Consider the following 21,217-nt stretch of genomic DNA (forward strand, 5'->3'; position numbering starts at 1 on the left):
TCTAGCCTAATTGAGTCGGTATTTGTGCAATTGCGTTTGCTGCTGACCAGCAATGTTAGAGACTTGCTGAGCGCTCTCAACCATGGATTCCAATTGAAGTTTGGTCTTCACACCCTGGTCCGAAACAAGGGCCACCGCTTCGCTAACTTCAGCGGTCGCTCTTTTTTGCTCTTCGGTGGCGATGGTCACTTTCTCTACTCTAGAACGAATTTGGTTCACCGCGGTCTCAATATCTTCAAAAGCGACTTTGACTAAATCACTCGACTCTAGGGCTTGCGACATCTCTTGGCGAGAATGATTCACTGCCGTTCTTGAGTGTTCTGCCGCTGCGACCAATTCATTCATTCGCTCACGAATGTTCGACGTTTGCTGCGAGGTATCGCTGGCGAGCTTTCTGACTTCGTCGGCAACCACAGCAAACCCTCGCCCTTGCTCACCTGCTCTTGCTGCTTCAATCGCTGCATTCAACGCCAGCAAGTTGGTATTCTCTGCTATCCCTGAAATCATATCGACCATCTCTCGAATCTGCTTAACGCGGCTATCGAGCTCCTCCATAGAGGCATCATTTAGGTTCAACGATGCTTCTAGCGATTTAAGTCGTTGCTGATTCTGTTCAATGGCCTGAACACCGTGGCTAGAATGCTGAGCCGCAACCTTTGACTCTGAATAGGACTCATTGGTTACTGTTGTGATTTCAGATATCGACTGTTCAAGCTCTACTAGTGTTTCTACCATACTGGCCAAAGATTGGTTCTGGATAGTTAAACTCTGATTGGATGACTCTGCGGCGTCGTGACTGATCTCGGCCGTTTGGTATAAGGTTTCACAATTTCTTGTCACGCTAGCGATGGATGATCTGGTTGACTCCACAACGTCGTTAAGCTGAAGCGCGATTTCTTGCATCTCATACGGACCGACCCGTTCTGCTTGTTGGGTAAGATCATGTTGAGTAAGGCGTGATAGGCTTTTAAGAATATTGCGTAATCCAAGGTTAACCCAGCCTCTTAGCACCAGCCAAGAGACAACGATTAACACCACCAGCCCAACGCCGCTCACCAACACGATAAACGCGATGTAATCAATTGTAGTAGAAACGTCTTGCTGGCTTTTGTGGACTAACTGCTCAGCTTGATTGGAGATAGCGTTGAGCAACAAAATTGTTTCGTTTGCCGATGTCACAACGTCACTATTGAGCGCTCTTTGTGTCTGCATCAGCTCGAGTTTTGCTAAGATTTGCTGCAGTACACCATCATCTTTGAAGCCCGAATTCACCATCTCATAAGGGGCGGTTAAGCTCGCAAACTCTTCCACTTCTGGATGCCACTGCGCAAAGTCGTCGAACGCCAACTGGATGCCTGCGATGCGATTACGCATTTCTTTATATTCTGGCAATGCCTTAGCTAAATCCGTTTGCATCATCAATACCAAAAACGTGCTTTCCATAGAGCTGGCACTGGCGATAAAGCGGTTCGCTGCATCGGCTGATTCTGGGTTGTCTCCCGTTAAAAAAGAGCTAATGCGATTCATTTCAGGACCAATTGAGCTAAGTCCGTAACGAAACCCTGATACCTGTGAATCGATCATTTCTTGCATCTGCAGCAGCCTACGCTGGGTATCAAGAATGCTATTTGTGTTGCTCCGCAGCAAATCAAGGTTTACTTCAAGCTGCTCAAGTTGCTCCGTTTTTATTGACTGAGAAAAGTCTCTTGAGGTGGCGACAACATCTTGGACATACCCCTGGCTTTCCTGCCCCAAATTAGTGATGGTTGACTCAATGTCACTAAGATCACCAAGCGTCTCGGCTTGCCGACTGTAGCTCAGTTGTTTGACTTGCTCTAGAATAGACTGCGTAAGCTTGGCGTTAGTCATAGAGAGCGGTAATGCGTTATCCGAAAGAACAGTAAACTGGTCGCTGACTCGGTTTATCCCCTTGACGGTAGTGACAGAGAGGGTCACGACGAGTAGAGTGATGGTAATAAAAATTGCGCTAAGTGACTGAATAAGTGACAAGGATCGCTTGCCAGGTGTCTGAGCCATGTAAGCCTAACCTAAAGTAATACGTAAGTTTATATGGCGAAATACTATTTAGCGGTCATTACAGAAAGATTTCACTAATAAGTCATTAATGTTGCATGAAAAAAGTTTCGAGTTGCTTAACACTGATAGTCCTTACTTCTCTCTTTGGATGCACGTCATCACCAGAGCATGGAAGTATTGACGAACTGGTAGCAAACCAAAGTAGTAGCCCTTTCCATACGGAGATGAAGGAAGCGTTTTTGGACGTGTATCAGCTTTGGCAAGGAGCTCCCTACCGACTGGGCGGCAGCTCATTGAATGGTGTTGACTGCTCTGCTTTTGTACAAGTTGCGTTTCATGATGCGCTCAATATGTCGCTACCAAGAACAACAAAGCAACAAGTAAAGATCGGCGCTAAGCTCGCATACGAAGAAGCACAAATCGGAGATTTAGCGTTTTTTAAAACGTCGCCCAACGTCAGGCATGTGGGTGTTTATGTGGGAAATAAGCAGTTTATGCACGCCTCGACATCAAAAGGGGTGATTATTTCGAGGCTAGATAACCCATATTGGGCTTCAAAATTTTGGCATTTCAGACGAGTGATTTCCTCGCCTGAAATGAATTGACTTGGTTTAATCGTATTTCGCGACAGCAGAATCAAACAGGTTCTTTACGAGGGCGATGTATTCGTCTAAAAACTCGATCTGACCGTTAGTCGCGGGCTTGGCCCAGACACCAGCCAATACTTCACCCAAATCTTCGACAACAGAGTCAGCTTCTTTCAACAGTTGGAAACGAACACTTGAGTGCAGCTCAGGGTTTTGTTCAAAAATAGCCATGATGTTACTAGCAACCATGTCGGTTACCACATCTTCTACGCTTTCTGAACCCGTATCTCCATCATCAGATGCAAACACGTCTAAATTAAACGCTAAGTGCTCGATCAAAGCCAAGTAACCATCGGTTTCAACAACCACAGCACATCTCCATTTATCATTATGACGACACAATACCTTTTAATACTATGCCATATCAATAAGTTTACACAACTCATGGGGATTCGGTTGCCGATAATTTCCCCAACAATCGTTAATATTGTGTATTTAAACCCAATATCTGCACTAATTCTTTGCTTTTGAACACGATAAGACTAAATAGACCAATTTTGCTTAGTTCGAAATACTGTTCTAATCCATAGCAGATAGAAGCGATTCAGGTCACAGTTTGCCTAATCAAGCATGAAAATTTGCTAAATGATTGAATTTTTTGCACTCCTGTCCAGTTTACTGCGGAACCATCTTCTACAATGAGTATGTTGCGTATTCAATGGAGAACAAGTATGTGGCAAGCCATCGCTCAGCAGCTGTCTGAAACTCTGATGTTTTCATTTAATATTGAAGAAAAGGTCCGTGTCTCGGGAGGTGATATTAACGAGTGCTACATGGTCTCAGACGGAGAGCAACGTTATTTCGTCAAAGTAAATACGCGTCAATTCTTATCCAAGTTTGAAATCGAAGCGGAGAATATCCGCATCATGCGTGAGAGCAACACCGTTTTTGTGCCGGAAGTCATTCTAACGGGCAAATCAAAGCAAAACGCTTTTATCGTGCTTAACTACCTCCCGACTAAGCAGTTAGATGATGACAAGAACAGCTTTTTGTTCGGTCAGCAACTTGCGCGCCTCCACAAATGGGGAGAGCAAAAAGAGTACGGGTTTGATCACGATAATTACATTGGCGCGACGCTACAACCCAATAAATGGGACCGCAAATGGGCACGTTTTTTTGCTGAGCAACGAATCGGATGGCAACTGCAGTTGGTCAGAGAAAAGGGCGTGAATCTAGTCGATATCAACGAGTTTATTGAAGTCGTACACGATCAATTAGCCACTCATCAACCCACCCCGTCACTCCTACATGGTGACTTGTGGCACGGTAACGTCGCCAATTCCGTTTTTGGCCCGATTTGCTACGACCCAGCCTGCTACTGGGGAGATAGAGAGTGCGATATTGCAATGACCGAGTTGTTCGAGGGGTTCCAACCAGAATTCTATCAAGGCTACGAGAGTATCTTACCTCTTGATTTTAAATACTCTGAACGAAAAGATATTTACAGCTTGTATCACCTATTGAATCACTACAATCAATTTGGTGGACACTATTTAGAACAATCACAGAAGTTGATTAATCGGATATTATCTTACTAGTAATTTTAGCAAAACCTATATTTAACAATTGGTTACAAGTATTGATGGTAAGTTTTGTCAAACAGAAAAGAGGCAATAATAGACGCTGGTTATACCCAGTTTTGAAATTTATTAGCCAAATCAAAGTTTGTACTTAATTCACATCTAATACTAACTTCTCGACTTAAGATTGAAGTGTCACATGGACGTTTCACCTTGAAAGCCATTTATCTCATCGAGAAGTAAGGAAGAGAGTTATGCGAAATTACACCGAGAAAGTCGTTTCTTGTCCCCATTGCGGACATTCCATTTCAATCACATTGGATGCGTCTAACGGCAGTCAAAACTTTTACGATGACTGCCCTGCATGTTGCCATGCTATCCATCTCAATATGATGGTCAATGAGCAAATGGACTCTATTGAGTTGTTTGTTGATGCAGACGATGAGCAAATTTTTTAACGTTCTACCTTCATCAACACGGACGTTGATGGGTGATAATTCCGGCTAGTAACGCCGGAATCTAACACTCTTTATCCCAGCTGTTTACTCGCTAACACCCGTTCAACCGTATCAACGATAGCTTGTGTTTGTGGGTCAAATTCAACGTTGATTTTTTCTCCCACTTTACGCTGACCAAACCGTGTGCGTTGCAGCGTCTCAGGAATTAAATGAACAGAAAAGCGGTTCTGCTCTACTTCCCCGATAGTGAGAGAGCAACCATCCAAACCAATGTACCCTTTCGCCAATACGTATTTCATTGACGCTTGAGGTAATTCAAACCAAATTGTTCGGTTATTGGGAGTATCGATGATATCGACGATTTCCCCGACCAACGTGATGTGACCAGACATACTGTGGCCACCAATCTCAACACCAAACTTAGCAGCTCGTTCGATGTTTACGGAGTCTCCCACTTGAAGCTCACCTAAGTTTGTCAGCTTCAACGTCGCTTGCATTAAATCGAACGAAACAATCTCGCCTTCGATTTCGGTAACGGTAAGGCAGCAACCATTGTGCGCAACTGAAGCACCAATGGACAAGCCCTGATTCATTTCCCCAGTCAATCGAAGTTTGTGGGTTTGGAACGCTTCTTTCTTTTCTATGGCAACGACTTCCGCCATGCCTTGCACAATTCCCGTAAACATATACAGATCCTTCAGTTTTTGATGGTGCTTAGTGTGACATTTCTTTATCATTCGGCACAATAGCGCAAAGCTAAATTTCCTTTTCTCTTTTCAATCGCATTCACTCCGCATTGTGTTGAAAAGATTGCTTCCTTTGGAGTTCTACGTGCATCGTTATAAAACAGAAGCCAACACCCTAGTTAAGTTGGCGACCCCCGTATTAATTGCTTCCGTGGCACAAACTGGTATGGGTTTTGTTGACACCGTGATGGCGGGTGGCGTAAGTGCTACAGACATGGCGGCGGTATCCATTGCGGCCAGCATTTGGCTACCATCGATACTATTTGGGGTCGGATTGCTCATGGCGTTAGTGCCCGTTGTCGCTCAGCTAAATGGTTCTGGCCGACAAGTAAAAATTCCCTATGAGATCCAACAGGGTCTGGCCATGGCGCTAATCATCTCAGTGCCGATCATCGCCGTTTTATTTCAAACCAAAACGATTTTAGGCTTAATGGATGTCGAAACGCTGATGGCAGAAAAAACCAATGGCTATATGTCTGCGGTGATGTTTGCTGTTCCGGCATTTTTGCTTTTCCAAGCACTGCGCAGTTTTACTGATGGTATGTCTCTGACTCAACCTGCGATGGTGATTGGCTTTATTGGTCTGATGCTCAATATTCCGTTGAACTGGATTTTTGTTTACGGAAAATTTGGTGCTCCAGCACTTGGTGGTGTGGGCTGTGGTGTGGCGACAGCGATTGTTTACTGGATCATGTTTGCAATGCTGCTGTTTTATGTACTGACATCAAACCGAGTCGCACACGTGAACGTGTTTGGTCAGTTTCATCGCCCAGAGCTCAAACCCCTGATTCGCTTGCTCAAACTTGGCTTCCCTGTTGCCGCTGCGATGTTTTTTGAAGTGACACTCTTTGCGGTTGTTGCTCTTCTCGTCGCGCCCCTCGGGCCTTTAGTTGTCGCCGCACACCAAGTTGCTATTAACTTCTCATCACTGGTATTTATGTTGCCAATGAGTATTGGCGCTGCAACCAGTATCCGCGTAGGTCATAGACTGGGTGAGAATAATGTCGACGGTGCAAAAGTCGCCTCTCGTGTGGGTCTGATTGTGGCCGTTGCACTGTCCCTCATTACCGCTGCATTGACGGTTCTATTTCGTGAACAAGTTGCGTTGCTATACACAGACAACCGAGCCGTTATCGAAATCGCGCTACAACTTTTATTGTTGGCGGCGGTTTATCAAGTCACCGATGCCATACAAGTCGTTGCCGCCGGCGCATTGCGTGGCTACAAAGATATGGCGGCGATTTTCAATCGTACCTTTATCGCCTATTGGATGCTGGGATTACCTGCGGGTTATATCTTGGGCATGACAGACTGGATTGTTGAGCCAATGGGCGCGCATGGTTTCTGGTATGGTTTTATTATTGGTCTGTCTTCTGCGGCAATTATGCTCGGAGTCCGACTCCACTGGATGCATAAACAGCCTGAGACGATTCAATTGGAGTTGTCCGCTAAATAAACCCTAATTTGCTTTTAAAGGTCAGTTTAAACTGGCCTTTTTTTTATCTGTGCGCGTATGATTTCGAGAAGGTGAATTGTATCGAGGTTTTTTTATGCGTTGGGTTGTGACTGTTTTAGGCACCGTCTTTATTTCTGGATGTTGGTGGAATCAACACCCTGTTGACGCGAGTTTCTCAACCTATACCAGTCGTATCTCAAACGTGCAGCAATCGCCTGACATCACACTTCCTGACAATGCTCTCGTTGCCTTACCCGAGAAGCGACAATTGATGCTCGAGGCCCCAGACATTCCATTTGGATTTTTAGACAGCTATGAGTTGAGGAAATGCGATCTCTTCAACTTGATCGCGGAGAAAAACTCCATATTGGGGAAAGTACAAGACGCTTTTCGTAATCTCGACTACCAAACTCAGCTCGTCGCTGGCCTCTCGCGCTGTCTGGCTTCGTCTGAGATTTCTGAAGAAATGAAAGCAGAGCTAAAAGTGGTTCTTGATGCAAAACGGCGTCAACTGCCAGCTCATTTCAATAATCTTGTTTTTGTCAGCCAAGAAATGCGTGTGCAACTTAATGGCAGCAACTGGGTAGCGACAGACATGTCGTCACTTTCTGCTGAGTTAAAACAAGGGCTACAAGCGGTTTCAAAAACACACCAAGCGATCTCACGTTCCGAAGTCGAAAGCAGCGACACTGTACTAACTGACTATCAAGAAGTGATAGAAAAACAACCGCTGGTCGGCTCTTTGAGTTACTCGATGCAAAATGCCTCGTCCAAGCTAGCAGCGATTACGCAACAACTCGAACAGTATGACGCTGTCATAGTGTGTGGCGTCGGAAGAAATGACACAAAGTTCAAAACACTGCGAAATGTCTTTCAGCTTTACTATGTTGAACAGTTGCAGCCCTACTTCGCCAAACTCGATCGTCTATACCTTCAAGTTTCACCGCAGCTCGATTTTGTTCGAAGTTCCAACGCTGATTACATCTACCCTATTGATACACTGCATACAAAATTTAGGCAGGCCATCGCCGATCACGTCAATTACTGGAAAACGCTTTTTAAACGCTGTCGCGCATCACCAACGCGCAACTAGAGGTTATTCGACACGCTCTCGCACAAACCGAGCAAACTTGGGGACACCATTTTGCGTATAGCCGTTGTAGCGAAAGGTAATCACCGAACCCAACTCAGGGGGATCTTTTCGTTGAATGTCACTAAACCCGCTGCCAATGTAGAATTTGATCCCCGAGTCCAGTTGAACGAGCAAAGCGCCCATCAGCCCATGGTACTTGCCTCGGCCCACTTTGTATCCAACCACTCGAGCTTCTGCATCTTGGTGCTTCTTTAACTTCAAAAGATCGTTGCTTCGGCCAGCTTGATAGCGACTGGTGATTTTCCGCAGCATCACCCCCTCTCCCTTTGCACTATCTATGCTATCTAAATAGCCGAACAACTCGGTTTCACTTTTGATCGGAGTGTGCTCAATGTACTTAATGTGGTCTCGCTTGCTGGCTCGGGTAAAGTAGATCACGTTGTGGTATCGCTTCTGGTAATCTCCGGCGGCCTCCGGCATATCAAACAACATGTAATCGATTTTACGCCACGCCGCGTCCGTTGGTTTGGTGTCTAACACGGTTTGTTGAACCAGGTGAAAGTTACCTCGTCCAGCCCAGAGTTCTCCCTCAAGAGGATATGGAGGAAGCGGTTCTACAAACCAGTCGGGCGCATGTATTGGGTTCCCGTTGCGTGTAACGAGGCGTTTACCCGTCCAAATCGCTCTTATGCCATCAAGCTTCTCACTTTTCCAATATTCTGACACCTCGATTTTTTGATCGTAACTGTGTGCTAACGGCACCGCGACAAGAAAGTCATCGACATTCGCAGCATTCGCTGACATAGACAAGGCGATAAGGACTGAAGCAGCAAGGCTCGTGAGTTGATAGTTCATGAGTAACGCTCGTTGATTGTGACCGGGCCATTTTGCGTTGCCTGTTTACTGCGCTTCAATCTGTCCCTTTCATCATTACGAGCTAGATCTAGTTAGTTAAATAAAACGTTCTCTATCAATTACACATTTTCCTATTCACAAAAACTGGCTATCAAATTGAGAAAAACGCCGTTCTCAATTTGAGAACCCACCAATAAACAGCATTAAGCCATTGAATTTTAATGTTTTAATTTTTGGCACACATTCTGCTTTTTAGATATCAACCCAACAAGGAGATAGCATCATGGAACTACGTAAAATTGAAGCAAGCGACACTGTTCTTACTCTTGTCATCAACGGTAATTTAGATGCTGCCGGTAGCCGCAGTGCCCAGCCCCATATCGATGAAATCATTGCAGACAAAAGTGATCGCGAGATCGAAATCGACTTTAGCCAAGTGCAATTTCTGGACTCTTCGGGAGTCGGTGCCATTGTTTACTTATACAAACGATTGATCGAACGCCAACGTGGCATGCGTTTAGAGAACGTTTCCGGTCAACCACTTGAAATTATGAACTTACTGAGAATCGATCAAGCGATTCCGGTGAACTCAAGCAAACACTAAAATAATAAAACAAAGGAAGTTGGCATGGTTTCTTACATCAAGTACATAGCCCTAGCTGTATCTATTGCGAGCGTTGTCGGGTGTACCAGTTACCCGCAACAAAGCCAGGGCGGTCTCGCAGAAAATTACATTCAATCGAAGTTCACTCCTGTGATGCCAGACGAGCCGCTAGGCCCTGAACACGGTCTACGCTTTGACTGGCAACTCACTAAACTTCATCTTGACTCTCTGATCCGAGAAGGTGCGCGCTGGTGCTTCCCTGCCGCGGTCGTGCAAGCAATCGAAAAGCAAAACCGCATCGCTCGCGAGCTTGAGGGCGGGCTTCTTCTTGATGCTGCCAACGATATCGTAATTCAAAGAAAGCGCCTCAACGAGCTCGAACTGCAGCTTGACTACGTCACATCACAAACCAAGTGTGTCCCTCCGATGGACGAAGGTGCGTTCCATCAACGTTTAGCGGTAATTGATGAGCTGTTTAATCTACTCAACGTGGACAATCAGTTCGCCTTTAACTCCTCTGAAGTGAACCCGAAATACATGGGGCATTTGGCTAAAGCGGCGAACATGCTCGCAGAGCACCCAAGCTTGAATTTAAAAGTGACCGGCCATGCTGACTCTGTAGGCGACGTGGCGTACAACGAAAAGCTGGCGTTGGAGAGAGCTCAACAAGTTAAGCGCTACCTCTCTATATTTGGCCTAGCGCCAACCCGAATCGCGACTCACTCTGTTGGAGATACGCTGCCGTTGCACGAAGGCAATTCAGAGGGCGTTAAACTGACCAACCGCAGAGTAAGCATCGAAGTTATAGATACCCAAGAAAAAGACCTGCCGCTTCAAGGAGGTTACCATGCCATGGACTAAGCTCATTCTCATCGCGCTGTTAGTGGTCATCGGGTTACCGAACTCGCACGCAGAAGAAACAGTGCGCGTTCAAGTGGGTGACCTCATCCAAGTTGATTTACCAGGAGAAGCGTCGCTCAACAAAGGATTTCAAGTCGACAAACGCGGGCGCATTACCTTACCTGAAGTGGGCACCTTGTTTGTCGCTGGATATACCGAAGCACAACTCGAGCGAACCGTGTTAGATGCGTTGGAAAAAGTCTATCGAGATCTTTCTTCCGCGTCTGTTTTCGTTGCTGAACAGCAAATTCTCATTTCTGTGCAAGGCTATGTCAATTCTCCGGGTGAATATACCTTAACGAAAAGCGCCGATGTGCAAATGGCCTTGCATGCCGCAGGCGGGATCCGTCCGGGCGCGCAGTTAAACAATCTGCTAATCAAACGCGGCAAAGAAAAGATCACCTTCAATTACAAATCTTTTCTTGATTCGGGTGATGAAACCATCCTTCCTCAACTCAACTCGCTTGATACCATTTTCGTCCCGACCTCTCCTTTGGTGGGCAACATCGAGCAAGAATTTGACTCGAGTAAACTGGCCGATGCAGGCGATAGCGCAGATGGACGCACAGCCATTAAAGTTTTTGGCGAAGTGAATGCGCCAGGCTCATACAGTTATAAAGCCAATACTGACTTGGTCGATATTCTCATGCGCGCCGGAGGCGTGACCCGCTACGCTTCCGTCGAGCAAATTCGCGTCATCACCAACAATGCGCCACAGCTTTTTAACCTTAAAACCTACCTTGACAGCGGTGACGTGTCATTGCTTCCGACTTTGAAGCCCGGTGCGACCATCTTTGTGCCGAAACAAGAAGACGAAATCAAAGCTGGGGCAAATGTCATTTACATCATGGGTGAAGTTGCCCGCCCCGGAGCTTATGAAGGTAAACGCAATGCGTCATTCATGGATATTTTAGCGAATGCGGGCGGCCCTACTCGATTTGCAGAATCTCGCCAGATTCGTTTGATCAAGGCTAACGGCCAAGTTGTGAAGTTTGATTTGACGGCCTTTACCGAAGGGCTCTCACGTCGTAGTCCGCCGAAAATTGAAGCGGGTGATGCGATTTTTGTTCCTGAGAAAACGGACATGAACGAGAAGTCATGGCTAAAAATCGCACCAGACCGCGCCGTTAGTGTGATGGGGGAAGTGGTTCGTCCGGGGCGCATTGAATGGTCTGATGAAATGAACCTGATTGACCTGCTCTCTCACGTTGGCGGCCCAACGCTGCGAGCTGATACATCAAAGATCGAGGTCGTAACACAAGCCGGACGCATGGAAGTGTTCAATTTAGATGAGTTTATCCTCAACGGCGCTCGCCCTGCCGAGCTTCCTCAAATTTCAGCGGGCTCTATTGTGCGTATTCACGACCTTCCGCAAGACCCGTCGGACAACAAATCCCAGTGGGTGCGCCAAAGCTCTGATGCGTCGATCTATGTGTTTGGTCAAGTTAACGCGCCAGGCCGCTACCGTTTTACTAAAGACATGCACTTTTTAGATATTTTGTCTGCCGCTGATGGCCCAACCAAAGACGCCGACATCCACAACATTCGCATCACTCATCGCGATAAGAGTTACTCGAAAGTGAGCCGATTGAATCTGTCGCTCTATTTTGAAACTGGCGACGAAAGCCTGCTACCCAACGTGACGATGGGCGACACCATCTACATTCCTGAGAAAGACAAGATCTGGCTCGACCGCTCGAAAGAGTCCACCGTAAGAGTGCTTGGCGCCGTCAACAAACCGGGCCGTTACGTATTCGATGACAACATGACCATCTTGGACTTGCTAGCAGAAGCGGGAGGCCCTGCTGAGCGCGCTTACCTAGAGAAGATATCGATCGTCAATATGTCTTGCTGCCAAGGTCAAGCTCGTACCTTTGATCTTATCGAGTTCAGCAAAACAGCCAATATCTACCAACTGCCTGTCCTTCGCTCTGGTGACACCATTTATGTCCCTGACCGTGGAGAGAGTTTCTTGGAGAAGGCACGTGTTGGGCTTGAGGACATACTAAGACTGACGACCACGATTGTACTGATAGGAGCATTATAATGATTCCTGCAACGCACAGCGAAATTGAACAAATCTACTTGGCGGCAGAAATGAGCCAAAGCCGTTCTCTCTGTATTACGGCTTGTCAATCAGGTGACGGCGTCACGTCTGTAGCAACAGCACTGGCGGAACGTTACCTACTCGCAGGATTGAAAACCTTGATAGTGGATTTGAACACCTTCCATCCGGCGTTTGAATCTGCCGGGTTGGTTTCAAACACACTCCATGCACAATGTGGCGTACTACTCGAGCACAAAGAGTCTCACCAACTCTTTACAGGGCTTCCGGTTCCTAGCCAGCAAGCGGAGTTATTAAGCTATCGAGACCCTGCTCAACTTTCTGTCAATGTTGAAAGTTGGCTCAATGATTTTGATCGAGTCATCTGCGATACCTCGCCACTGCTGCAGATCAATCGAAGCAATATTCCAGCGCAAGTCGTGGCAAATGCCTGCGACCATACCATCTTGGTGGTCATGGGAGGGAAAACCACCTCGGGGCAACTCTCCAAAGCAACGGAGCTACTTTCTCACTCATCGATTCAATTGCTTGGTTCCGTCCTTAATCTCCAACATCAAGCGACGTTAGGTCAAGAAATGGTTAGAGAACTCAACCGCCTGACATTTTTGCCCAAGCGCTGGAGAGAAAAGTTATGCAATCGAATTTTGGCCAACGATTTACTCGCACACTCGGCTTAGGAGCGACGATGAAAAGGATAATTCTAGTCATACTGGCAGGCTTAATCAGCGTGCATAGCTACGCCAAAGTGTACACTTTTGGCATTGTGCCACAACAATCGGCCAGTCGATTGGCGCAGCAATGGGGGCCAATTTTAGACCACATCAGCGCCCAAACAGGCCACAAAATCGTCTTTAGTACCGCCTCTGATATTCCAACCTTCGAGCAGCGACTGGAGCAAGGCGACTACGACTTCGCCTACATGAATCCCTATCATTACAGTGTCTACAGTGAGCAAAGTGGGTATCTTGCCGTCGCTAAAGCCAAAGACAAACTCATTAAAGGGATCATCGTTGTAAGAAAAGACAGCGGGATCACGTCAATCGAACAACTGGCTAACACCACTCTTGCGTTTCCTTCCCCTGCAGCGTTTGCAGCTTCCATCCTCACCCGTGGCGCTCTTGTTCAATCTGAGATTCCGTTTGAGCCCGAGTACGTGTCTTCGCATGATTCTGTTTATCTGTCGGTCGCTAAAGGGTTCTACCCAGCCGGCGGCGGTATTTTCCGCACATTCAACTCCTTGCCTGCAGAGACACGCGATCAACTGACACCTATTTATGTCACTGAGGGTTACACGCCTCATGCTATCGCTGTACACCCTAGGGTCGCAGAGAAAACACGCCAAGAAGTGAGCCAAGCACTCTACATGCTCGAGAATGCCCCAGTAACCCTTGAACAACTCTCTGCGCTCAACATTAAGGGCTTCGTCCCGGCTCGAGACCAAGACTGGGATGACGTTCGACGCTTAAACATCAATCTGTTATCTCAATAGGTGGTCGTTATGTCTATACGCACCAAAACCATCCTCGGCATCGCAGTGATCGAAATTGCGCTTCTTATGGTCCTGACCTTCTACGCCATGAGTTTCTTGTCGCAATCAAACGAAAAACAGTTGATACAGCGCGCAAATGGAGCCGCGACCATGTTCAGCCATGCCGCGAAAAATGCAGTATTGTCCACAGATCTCGCGACGCTTAATGATCTCATTGACGAGTTTATTCAACTTGAAGATGTGGCTTACGTCAGAGTACTGCGAAATGGCAGGGAAATGGCGCACGCTGGCGATAAAGATCTGCTGGCGCGCCAGATGATTGAAGACCGCTCACTAGATGACGTATCGGATGGTATTTTTGATGTTCGAGTCCCTATCAGTGTTGGAACAACGGAGTTCGCGACGGTCGATATCGGCTTTGAAACTGCGCCCATTAGTGCCATGTTGAGCGAGGCCAAACAAGCCATCATCGCCATTGCATCGATAGAAGTGGTGCTGGTGGCGCTATTTTCATTTGTTTTAGGTACCTACTTAACACGCAGTTTGACCCGCTTGGCAACGGCGGCACATACGCTTGGCCAAAGTGGACCGGGTTTCCAATTAAACGATCAACGCCCCGACGAACTGGGTGATGTGGCACGCGCTTTTGATAGCATGTCCGCCAAACTCGAGAAAGACTACATCGACCTAAACACCGCAAGAGCAGACGCGGAACAAGCGAGCAGCTCAAAAAGTCGTTTTCTCGCTTCAATGTCCCATGAAATTCGTACGCCCATGAATGGCGTGCTTGGTATTCTCAATATCCTAGAAGAGACAAACCTGACCAAAGAACAGCAGAAGCTCGTCAACACGGCCACCGAGTCTGGCCACTTTTTGCTCTCTGTCATTAACGATATTCTCGATTTCACCCGCATGGAGTCTAATACGCTGATCCTCGAAAACCGCCCTTTTGATTTACATCGCTGCATTACCAGTGTTACAGACAGTTTCTACCCGACAGCGCGAGCTCAAGGATTGGTGCTGCACTGCTACATTGAACCGGCCGTCCCCGTGATGGTGCTCGGAGACAAAAACCGAGTAAAACAGATCTTACTCAACCTAATTGGAAACGCCGTCAAATTTACCCATGAAGGCAGTATTCGCATCCATGTAAGCAGCATCGCTAGCGAAAGCAGTCATGCCACCATCAAGTGTAAGATTTCTGATACCGGAATCGGCATCAGCAAAAACGCCATCGATTATCTCTTCGATGAGTTCACCATGGTTGACCAGAGCTACTCTCGAAGCAAAGAAGGGTCAGGGCTTGGCTTAGCGATATGTAAAAGACTCTGTAATCTGATGGATGGGGACGTCAACGTACAGAGCGAACCCGATGTCGGCAGTACCTTCGCTTTCACCATCCAGCTAGAGCTCGCCGATGAAGAGTCCAGCACCAGCGAAAGCAACGAGAACACTAAAACGGCGGTACGAGATGATCTAGCCATCTTGGTTGCAGAAGACAACAAGGCCAACCAACTGGTAATTAAAGAGATGTTCAAACGGTTGAACCTAAAGATAGACATTGCCGAAAATGGGCACCAAGCCGTCAATCAAGTGAAACAATACAACTATGATTTGATTTTCATGGACATTTCCATGCCCAAAATGGATGGTATACAAGCTTGCCAAGCCATTCGAGCTATGCCAGATGCTCGCAGTGCCAGTACACCGATCATCGCTCTGACAGCGCACTCCCTCGCGGGCGACAAAGAAAAATTTTTGGCATGCGGCATGGACGATTACATTTCCAAACCCCTTCGCTTGTCACAACTTGTTGAAAAAATTGACCTATTTACCAATAAATCGATCACAAAGGCTACGCAAGCTAGCGAAGATACGTCTATAGTAAATATGCAACAGGACGTAACACTAACGGATGAAACATCAATGCCAAACATAGATACTCATCCTATCGAGAAGGACACTATTAATTTGGAACTCGTCGACGAAGCAATACTCCAGCAGATGATCGAAGATACCAGTGCGGATGTCATTCCTCTTCTGATCGACCACTATTTGGAAGAGTCCCACCAGCGTCTCGAAAAAATCTACCTTGCGATGGACAACAAAGACAAGGAAACGCTCGAGTTTGAAGCGCACACACTAGGCAGTTCTTCGCTTGCGCTCGGTAATAGAACGCTGTCGAATCTCGCACGGAAAATTGAGCACCAATGCTTAGATGGGCAGTGCCAACTTGCTTTCGAGCTAAAAGAAGAACTGCAGCAAGTGGCCAATGACTCACTCGAAGCCCTAGAACAACGAAAAAAGAAAGGATTCACTGAATCCACGAAATAAGGTGGCGAAGGATTTAACCATGAAACCAAAAGTATTACTTATTGAAGACTCAACGTCGCTCGCTATTTTGTACAAGCAGTACATCAAAGATGAACCCTATGACCTGTTCCATGTTGAAACGGGTCGCGAAGCCATCGCCTTTATTGAACGAAATGTTCCTCAGCTCGTTATTCTCGATCTTAAGCTGCCAGACATGGATGGCGAAGACATCTTGGATTGGATCAACGAACAGCAAATCCCAACTTCCGTGATTGTCGCTACCGCACATGGTTCAGTAAATGTCGCCGTTAGCCTAGTGCAAAAAGGGGCGAAAGACTTCCTTGAAAAACCCATCAATGCAGACCGCCTGAAGACTTCCATCAACCTTCATTTGCAACAAGTGAAACTCGAGCACTTGGTGGAAGATATAGAAACGAAATTTGACCGAAACCGTTTCCACGGCTTTATCGGTTCCAGTTTGCCGATGCAAGGTGTTTACAAAATTATCGACTCGGTCGCACCGACCACCGCGAGTGTTTTCATCGTTGGTGAAAGTGGCACAGGTAAAGAGGTGTGCGCGGAAGCCATTCACAAAGAGAGCAAACGATCAGACAAACCGTTCGTTGCAATTAACTGCGGGGCGATCCCGAAAGATCTGATGGAAAGTGAAATTTTCGGCCATGTAAAAGGCGCATTCACGGGCGCAACGACAGACCGAAAAGGCGCAGCATCACAAGCCCACGGCGGTACGTTATTTTTAGACGAGCTTTGCGAAATGGATTTGGAGATGCAGAAGAAGTTACTGCGTTTTCTTCAAACTGGGACGTTTACGCCACTGGGTGGTAGTCGAGAGGTCAAAGTGGATGTCCGCATCATTTGCGCCACCAACCGAGAGCCCTTAGTTGAAGTTGAAGAAGGACGCTTTCGTGAAGACCTCTATTACCGAGTCCATGTCGTCCCTGTCGACATGCCACCACTGCGCGAACGCGGTAACGACATTGTCACGCTCGCTAACCATTTCTTGAAGCTGTACGCTAAAGAAGATGGCAAACAATTTAGAGCAATCAATCGCGATGCGGAAACCTTGCTCAAACGTTACCGTTGGCCAGGCAATGTTAGGCAACTGCAGAACATCATCCGCAATATTGTGGTATTAAATGATGATACCAAGCTCACGGTTGATCATTTGCCAGAGCAGGTTCGCCAATCCACAGCCGCTAAAAATAACAGAACTGCGCCACCACCGACGCCATTGTCTGTTGAAGCGTCCCCTGCTGAACCGATCATCGATGAAATAGAGAGCACGTATACCCCATCGCAAGCTGCAGACAATCCGCCAACGCATATTCGTCCAATGTGGCAGATTGAACGAGAAGCCATTCAACAAGCCATTGATTATTGCGATGGCAATGTTCTCAATGCAGCAGTTCTTTTGGAGTTAAGCCCATCGACGGTTTACCGCAAGAAGCAAGCATGGGAAGCAGAAGATGAGCAACAATACACCGACTAGTGTTTGGTTGATTATCGACAGCTTAACCTTTGGCGGGATCGAGAGTCACGTTATCGAGCTCGCCAAAGGGTTGAAACATTTCGGTGTCGATGTCAAAGTTTGGTTAGTCCGCGCATATCAACAACCCTCACCTTTGTATGACAAACTAGCAGCACTCGATATTCCATGTGACTATTTAACCAATCAAAAGGGGAAAGCGTTCGCGAACCTGTTGAAGTTGGTTAAACGTCATCGCCCTAACGTTCTCCACGCTCACGGCTATAAAGCGAGCTTGCTGTGTAAACTCACTAAACTGTTCACTGGAATCCGCCAAATCTCTACTTATCATGCAGGGGAAACGCCAACCGGTTGGGTAAAACTCTATGACCTTCTCGATCGATACTCCGCAATGATTTCATCGACCTCCATTGCCGTCAGTGCGCCTATCAGCGATAAGCTTCCTGTTACCGCAAAGCGATTTAACAACTTCATTGATACTGGTACCGTTACTCCCTCATCAGGAAAGCAAACCGCGTTTGTTGGTCGACTAAGTCATGAAAAAGCCGCCGATCGCTTTGTCAGGCTTGCTCAGTCTCTACCTCAACGCCAATTTGATATTTATGGCACTGGACCAGACGAAAGCAAGCTGCAACAAATCGCCCCACCTAACGTCACGTTCAATGGGCACCAAACCAACATGAACGCCGTTTGGGAGCAGATTGATGTCCTCATTATCTGTTCTCGATTTGAAGGGCTACCAATGACGGCACTAGAAGCAATGGCGCGAGGAATCATTGTAATGGCAGTGAACGTTGGCAGTTTGGACACTCTGCTCAATCATCAGCAAAACGGCTACCTGTTTGATGACTTTGACCAATTGTCCGAGTTTTATCACCACTGGATTGAACTCCCCTCTCCAGATAGCGAATCTATTCGACAAAATGCCAAACAAACCGTTCAAGACGCTTTCTCTCAACAAGCGGTAATCCCGCAACTTTTAGACGCCTACCAAAGCTGAGTGCTATCAATCTGATTTTCATTTTGAAAATGGGTCATCAAAGAAATAATAATCCATTATTAATCAACAATTTAACGAAAATCACAACTTGGCACCTAACTTGCTCTTTCCTTATAACGTTCAAATTTGGAACAGGAAGGACACGTTATGGCGAAGAAAATACTGTTTGTGCATTATGGTGATAATTGGATTCGTGGTAGCGAACGTTGCTTGCTAGATCTGGTGAAATATCTCGACGACCGCCAGTACCACCCATTTATTTGGACCAATAATCAAACCCTGTCTCGACAACTCGACATAATGAACATCGACAACGAGGTTAATCAGTTTCCGTTACTGCTTGGCTGGAAAGCCCCTCGTTTTGATGCTGCAAATTGGCTTAATCTAATCGAATACGGCTGCAAGATCATTGAGCGAGAGTCCATCGACCTTGTTCATGTCAACAGCGCCGCTCCCTGCCAATGGATGATAGCCGCCGCCAAAATCAAGCACATACCGCTTGTGACGCAACTGCATTGCAGCTACATCGCGCGAGACAGATTGACGCTTGGCATCAACGCCAGCCCACATATTATCGCGGTGAGTAAACATGCCGCGCAATCGTTACTCGATGATGGCTATCCGAAATCCAACCTATCCGTTGTGCATAACGGTATCGACACCCAAGCGCTCATTGACCAACCCAAGGTCGATATCCGTCAACAACTCAATATCTCTGACGATGACTTTGTGTTCGCCACCGTTGGCTCTTTGATTCACCGAAAAGGCGTTGACCGAATCATGACCGCGCTGAGGCATCTAACGTTGGAACATCCAAATGCCCACCTAGTTGTCATCGGTGATGGTCCACTGCGCAGTAACCTAGAGAGCCAAGCTGAGCTACTAAGACTCGCTCATTGCATTCACTTTGTCGGGGAAAAGAGCAATGTGGTCGGTTGGCTAAAAGATTGTGATGCATTCATAAGCGGAGCCCGCAATGAAGCGTTTGGCTTGGTGATCGCAGAAGCATCACTTGCCAACATTCCTGTGATAGCCCCGTACGAAGGAGGGATTCCCGAATTTGTACGCCATGGTGAAACAGGACTTCTGTATAAGAATGTCGGCATCCGAAGTATGACCAAAGCGATGCGCCTCGTGATAGCAAATCCGAAACTGAGCGCCTACTTGGCGACCAAAGGCTATGAACACATTATCGCTCATCATGACCTTGAAGTGACTTGTCGTGCGATCGAGAAAGTCTACCTAAACCTATGGCAAAACAAACCTGTTCGCTCGATCGGTGTTTTGAGTACCTTTCAGCCACTGAAAGCAGTGATGGCAAGACGTTTTAGTCTATTAGGAGGTCAACATGGATAAGCGCCCAGTAACTCTCATTTATGATCCCATCATGTTCAAAGGCGGCTCTAAAGTCGCCACCAGTGACGCGCTTGCGCAATGTAACCCTCAAACGCAGCGGTTTATCGTGTTAACCGCAGATAAGCAATACTGGCAAAAAAGTGAATTTCACCAGCTGCATGATGCAAAAATCTGCTCGCTGCCTCTTTGCAAATGGACCTCTCAACATCACAACGGGTTGCTTTACTGGTTTGAGCAACTGATCGCGACCGTTGTTGTTCTTTTTTTTATGGTGCGGTTTTACCAAACCTCGCAACTGCTTGGCGCGTCTGGTCCGGGGATCGACATGCCCCTTTATCTCGTCAAGAAGCTGACTGGCAAACGCGTGATTCAATGGGTTCACGGTAATGTCGGGCTTTCTCGCTCAATCGGTTATTGCCTCGTCAACGCTGATGCGGTCTTTTTCTTGCCGTCAACAAAGAGAAGCATTCAAAACGCCATCGAACAATACTTCTGGTCTAGCTTGAATACCGGTGACGTAGGTGCATTGTCTGAGCTTTTCATCCAATCTGAGAACTATTTTGAGACGGTTAACGGCATCACTGAATCACGCTGGCCCACTCCATGCCAGCGTGACATTCCTGTTGGGTTCTGGGCTGCGTCGCTATTGAAATGGAAAGGCATCGATACCTTAATCGACGCGGTAAAATTGGCTCACACTCTGCATCCGCTGCCGTTCAATATTTGCTACATTCAGCCACAAAGCACCAATATGCCTGTCTCAAACGCGCCTATTGAACTGCCCCACACCCAATGGCATCAAGACCCGATTGATCTAGATGAGATTCGTCGCCAGTCCAACATTTTTGTCTCGACCAGCCACAATGAGCCGTTTGGTTTATCGATTCTTGAAGCACTTGCGGCTGGGATGTGCGTGCTTATCCCCAGTGACAATGCTTATTGGGATCAAGTTCTGACTCATAACGAAAATTGCGTCAAATACCAGCCTAACGATGTTGACTCACTGTGCGATGCTCTGCTGTACGTGTTCAATGATAAGCAAGCAATGCAGCGTTGTTGTCAAAATGGTCTCGATATTGCGCAGCAATACAAGGCGTCGGTACGTTATGACACCTTCGCGCGTTACCTATGCCGTCATTCGGCAACTGTCGAACAGCACGCTTAAGGAGGC

19 protein-coding genes are annotated in these 21,217 nt (G+C 46.9%); 15 read left to right on the top strand and 4 right to left on the bottom strand.

All coding sequences use genetic code 11. The features are described from left to right. Positions 1-6: 6 nt before the first annotated feature. Positions 7-2,037 carry a methyl-accepting chemotaxis protein gene (locus tag U9J37_RS04435; protein ID WP_322413917.1) on the bottom strand — a complete coding sequence of 677 codons (2,031 nt, stop codon included), beginning with the start codon at positions 2,035-2,037 and terminating at the stop codon, positions 7-9. 95 nt (positions 2,038-2,132) lie between these two features. Here U9J37_RS04435 and U9J37_RS04440 point away from each other — a divergent pair, with 95 nt between their 5' ends. Beyond that, a complete protein-coding gene (locus tag U9J37_RS04440; RefSeq protein WP_039479461.1) occupies positions 2,133-2,642 on the top strand; it encodes a C40 family peptidase in 510 nt (169 codons plus the stop codon). A gap of 6 nt (positions 2,643-2,648) precedes the next feature. On the opposite strand, the gene U9J37_RS04445 is transcribed toward U9J37_RS04440, so the two are convergent. Further along, positions 2,649-2,993 carry a DUF3802 family protein gene (locus U9J37_RS04445; protein ID WP_038134570.1) on the bottom strand — a complete coding sequence of 115 codons (345 nt, stop codon included), beginning with the start codon at positions 2,991-2,993 and terminating at the stop codon, positions 2,649-2,651. Between the two features lie 362 nt (positions 2,994-3,355). On the opposite strand from U9J37_RS04445, the gene U9J37_RS04450 reads away from it, so the two are divergent. Together U9J37_RS04450 and U9J37_RS04455 are read left to right on the top strand one after the other, a co-directional pair. After that, complete coding sequence (locus U9J37_RS04450; RefSeq protein ID WP_038134567.1) at positions 3,356-4,222, top strand: fructosamine kinase family protein; 867 nt, start codon at positions 3,356-3,358, stop codon at positions 4,220-4,222. Positions 4,223-4,458: 236 nt separating this feature from the next. Continuing rightward, positions 4,459-4,662 carry a CPXCG motif-containing cysteine-rich protein gene (locus tag U9J37_RS04455; protein WP_038134565.1) on the top strand — a complete coding sequence of 68 codons (204 nt, stop codon included), beginning with the start codon at positions 4,459-4,461 and terminating at the stop codon, positions 4,660-4,662. A 71-nt stretch (positions 4,663-4,733) separates the two neighbouring features. Here the strand turns inward: U9J37_RS04455 and U9J37_RS04460 are convergent, their stop codons facing one another. After that, the gene (locus tag U9J37_RS04460; protein ID WP_322413919.1) at positions 4,734-5,348 is read right to left on the bottom strand and encodes a riboflavin synthase subunit alpha; all 615 of its coding nucleotides are present in this window, start codon (positions 5,346-5,348) and stop codon (positions 4,734-4,736) included. A 145-nt stretch (positions 5,349-5,493) separates the two neighbouring features. On the opposite strand from U9J37_RS04460, the gene U9J37_RS04465 reads away from it, so the two are divergent. Both U9J37_RS04465 and U9J37_RS04470 read left to right on the top strand, forming a co-directional pair. Next, positions 5,494-6,864: an MATE family efflux transporter gene (locus tag U9J37_RS04465; protein WP_043887154.1), complete on the top strand. Its 1,371-nt coding sequence runs from the start codon at positions 5,494-5,496 to the stop codon at positions 6,862-6,864. A gap of 94 nt (positions 6,865-6,958) precedes the next feature. Beyond that, on the top strand, positions 6,959-7,957 hold the full coding sequence (locus U9J37_RS04470; RefSeq protein WP_005473752.1) for a DUF3080 family protein: 999 nt from the start codon (positions 6,959-6,961) through the stop codon (positions 7,955-7,957). A 3-nt stretch (positions 7,958-7,960) separates the two neighbouring features. On the opposite strand, the gene U9J37_RS04475 is transcribed toward U9J37_RS04470, so the two are convergent. After that, the gene (locus tag U9J37_RS04475; RefSeq protein WP_005473832.1) at positions 7,961-8,812 is read right to left on the bottom strand and encodes a DNA ligase; all 852 of its coding nucleotides are present in this window, start codon (positions 8,810-8,812) and stop codon (positions 7,961-7,963) included. A 283-nt stretch (positions 8,813-9,095) separates the two neighbouring features. Here U9J37_RS04475 and U9J37_RS04480 point away from each other — a divergent pair, with 283 nt between their 5' ends. From U9J37_RS04480 to U9J37_RS04525, 10 genes are all read left to right on the top strand, one after another. Beyond that, complete coding sequence (locus tag U9J37_RS04480) at positions 9,096-9,416, top strand: STAS domain-containing protein (protein ID WP_005473746.1); 321 nt, start codon at positions 9,096-9,098, stop codon at positions 9,414-9,416. Between the two features lie 24 nt (positions 9,417-9,440). Further along, entirely contained in the window at positions 9,441-10,277 is an 837-nt protein-coding gene (locus U9J37_RS04485) for an OmpA family protein (RefSeq protein ID WP_005473812.1), read from the top strand. Beyond that, on the top strand, positions 10,264-12,363 hold the full coding sequence (locus U9J37_RS04490) for an SLBB domain-containing protein (RefSeq protein ID WP_005473843.1): 2,100 nt from the start codon (positions 10,264-10,266) through the stop codon (positions 12,361-12,363). Before U9J37_RS04485 ends, U9J37_RS04490 begins: the two co-directional genes overlap by 14 nt. Further along, entirely contained in the window at positions 12,363-13,058 is a 696-nt protein-coding gene (locus tag U9J37_RS04495) for a P-loop NTPase family protein (RefSeq protein ID WP_005473835.1), read from the top strand. The genes U9J37_RS04490 and U9J37_RS04495 overlap by 1 nt, the downstream gene beginning before the upstream one ends. Before the next feature lie 8 nt (positions 13,059-13,066). Beyond that, the gene (locus tag U9J37_RS04500) at positions 13,067-13,870 is read left to right on the top strand and encodes a phosphate/phosphite/phosphonate ABC transporter substrate-binding protein (RefSeq protein ID WP_043887156.1); all 804 of its coding nucleotides are present in this window, start codon (positions 13,067-13,069) and stop codon (positions 13,868-13,870) included. Between the two features lie 9 nt (positions 13,871-13,879). Then, entirely contained in the window at positions 13,880-16,204 is a 2,325-nt protein-coding gene (locus U9J37_RS04505; RefSeq protein ID WP_005473781.1) for a HAMP domain-containing hybrid sensor histidine kinase/response regulator, read from the top strand. 19 nt (positions 16,205-16,223) lie between these two features. Then, positions 16,224-17,693 (top strand): sigma-54-dependent transcriptional regulator, encoded by a 1,470-nt coding sequence (locus U9J37_RS04510; protein WP_005473855.1) that lies wholly within the window; start codon positions 16,224-16,226, stop codon positions 17,691-17,693. After that, a complete protein-coding gene (locus U9J37_RS04515; protein WP_043887157.1) occupies positions 17,671-18,690 on the top strand; it encodes a glycosyltransferase family 4 protein in 1,020 nt (339 codons plus the stop codon). Before U9J37_RS04510 ends, U9J37_RS04515 begins: the two co-directional genes overlap by 23 nt. A gap of 147 nt (positions 18,691-18,837) precedes the next feature. Next, positions 18,838-20,046 carry a glycosyltransferase gene (locus U9J37_RS04520; RefSeq protein WP_005473820.1) on the top strand — a complete coding sequence of 403 codons (1,209 nt, stop codon included), beginning with the start codon at positions 18,838-18,840 and terminating at the stop codon, positions 20,044-20,046. Continuing rightward, complete coding sequence (locus U9J37_RS04525; protein ID WP_005473814.1) at positions 20,039-21,211, top strand: glycosyltransferase family 4 protein; 1,173 nt, start codon at positions 20,039-20,041, stop codon at positions 21,209-21,211. The genes U9J37_RS04520 and U9J37_RS04525 overlap by 8 nt, the downstream gene beginning before the upstream one ends. Positions 21,212-21,217 lie beyond the last annotated feature (6 nt).

This window comes from Vibrio sp. 16 (assembly GCF_963681195.1).
GTDB lineage: Bacteria > Pseudomonadota > Gammaproteobacteria > Enterobacterales > Vibrionaceae > Vibrio > Vibrio sinaloensis_D.

Excerpts from the sequence above, each read along its gene's own strand:
- U9J37_RS04510 (WP_005473855.1), top strand. The coding sequence starts at position 16,224 with ATGAAACCAAAAGTATTACTTATTGAAGACTCAACGTCGCTCGCTATT.
- U9J37_RS04525 (WP_005473814.1), top strand. The coding sequence starts at position 20,039 with ATGGATAAGCGCCCAGTAACTCTCATTTATGATCCCATCATGTTCAAA.
- U9J37_RS04495 (WP_005473835.1), top strand. The coding sequence starts at position 12,363 with ATGATTCCTGCAACGCACAGCGAAATTGAACAAATCTACTTGGCGGCA.
- U9J37_RS04520 (WP_005473820.1), top strand. The coding sequence starts at position 18,838 with ATGGCGAAGAAAATACTGTTTGTGCATTATGGTGATAATTGGATTCGT.
- U9J37_RS04505 (WP_005473781.1), top strand. The coding sequence starts at position 13,880 with ATGTCTATACGCACCAAAACCATCCTCGGCATCGCAGTGATCGAAATT.
- U9J37_RS04460 (WP_322413919.1), bottom strand. The coding sequence starts at position 5,348 with ATGTTTACGGGAATTGTGCAAGGCATGGCGGAAGTCGTTGCCATAGAA.
- U9J37_RS04500 (WP_043887156.1), top strand. The coding sequence starts at position 13,067 with ATGAAAAGGATAATTCTAGTCATACTGGCAGGCTTAATCAGCGTGCAT.
- U9J37_RS04485 (WP_005473812.1), top strand. The coding sequence starts at position 9,441 with ATGGTTTCTTACATCAAGTACATAGCCCTAGCTGTATCTATTGCGAGC.
- U9J37_RS04440 (WP_039479461.1), top strand. The coding sequence starts at position 2,133 with ATGAAAAAAGTTTCGAGTTGCTTAACACTGATAGTCCTTACTTCTCTC.
- U9J37_RS04490 (WP_005473843.1), top strand. The coding sequence starts at position 10,264 with ATGCCATGGACTAAGCTCATTCTCATCGCGCTGTTAGTGGTCATCGGG.
- U9J37_RS04455 (WP_038134565.1), top strand. The coding sequence starts at position 4,459 with ATGCGAAATTACACCGAGAAAGTCGTTTCTTGTCCCCATTGCGGACAT.
- U9J37_RS04450 (WP_038134567.1), top strand. The coding sequence starts at position 3,356 with ATGTGGCAAGCCATCGCTCAGCAGCTGTCTGAAACTCTGATGTTTTCA.
- U9J37_RS04480 (WP_005473746.1), top strand. The coding sequence starts at position 9,096 with ATGGAACTACGTAAAATTGAAGCAAGCGACACTGTTCTTACTCTTGTC.
- U9J37_RS04435 (WP_322413917.1), bottom strand. The coding sequence starts at position 2,037 with ATGGCTCAGACACCTGGCAAGCGATCCTTGTCACTTATTCAGTCACTT.
- U9J37_RS04470 (WP_005473752.1), top strand. The coding sequence starts at position 6,959 with ATGCGTTGGGTTGTGACTGTTTTAGGCACCGTCTTTATTTCTGGATGT.
- U9J37_RS04475 (WP_005473832.1), bottom strand. The coding sequence starts at position 8,812 with ATGAACTATCAACTCACGAGCCTTGCTGCTTCAGTCCTTATCGCCTTG.
- U9J37_RS04515 (WP_043887157.1), top strand. The coding sequence starts at position 17,671 with ATGAGCAACAATACACCGACTAGTGTTTGGTTGATTATCGACAGCTTA.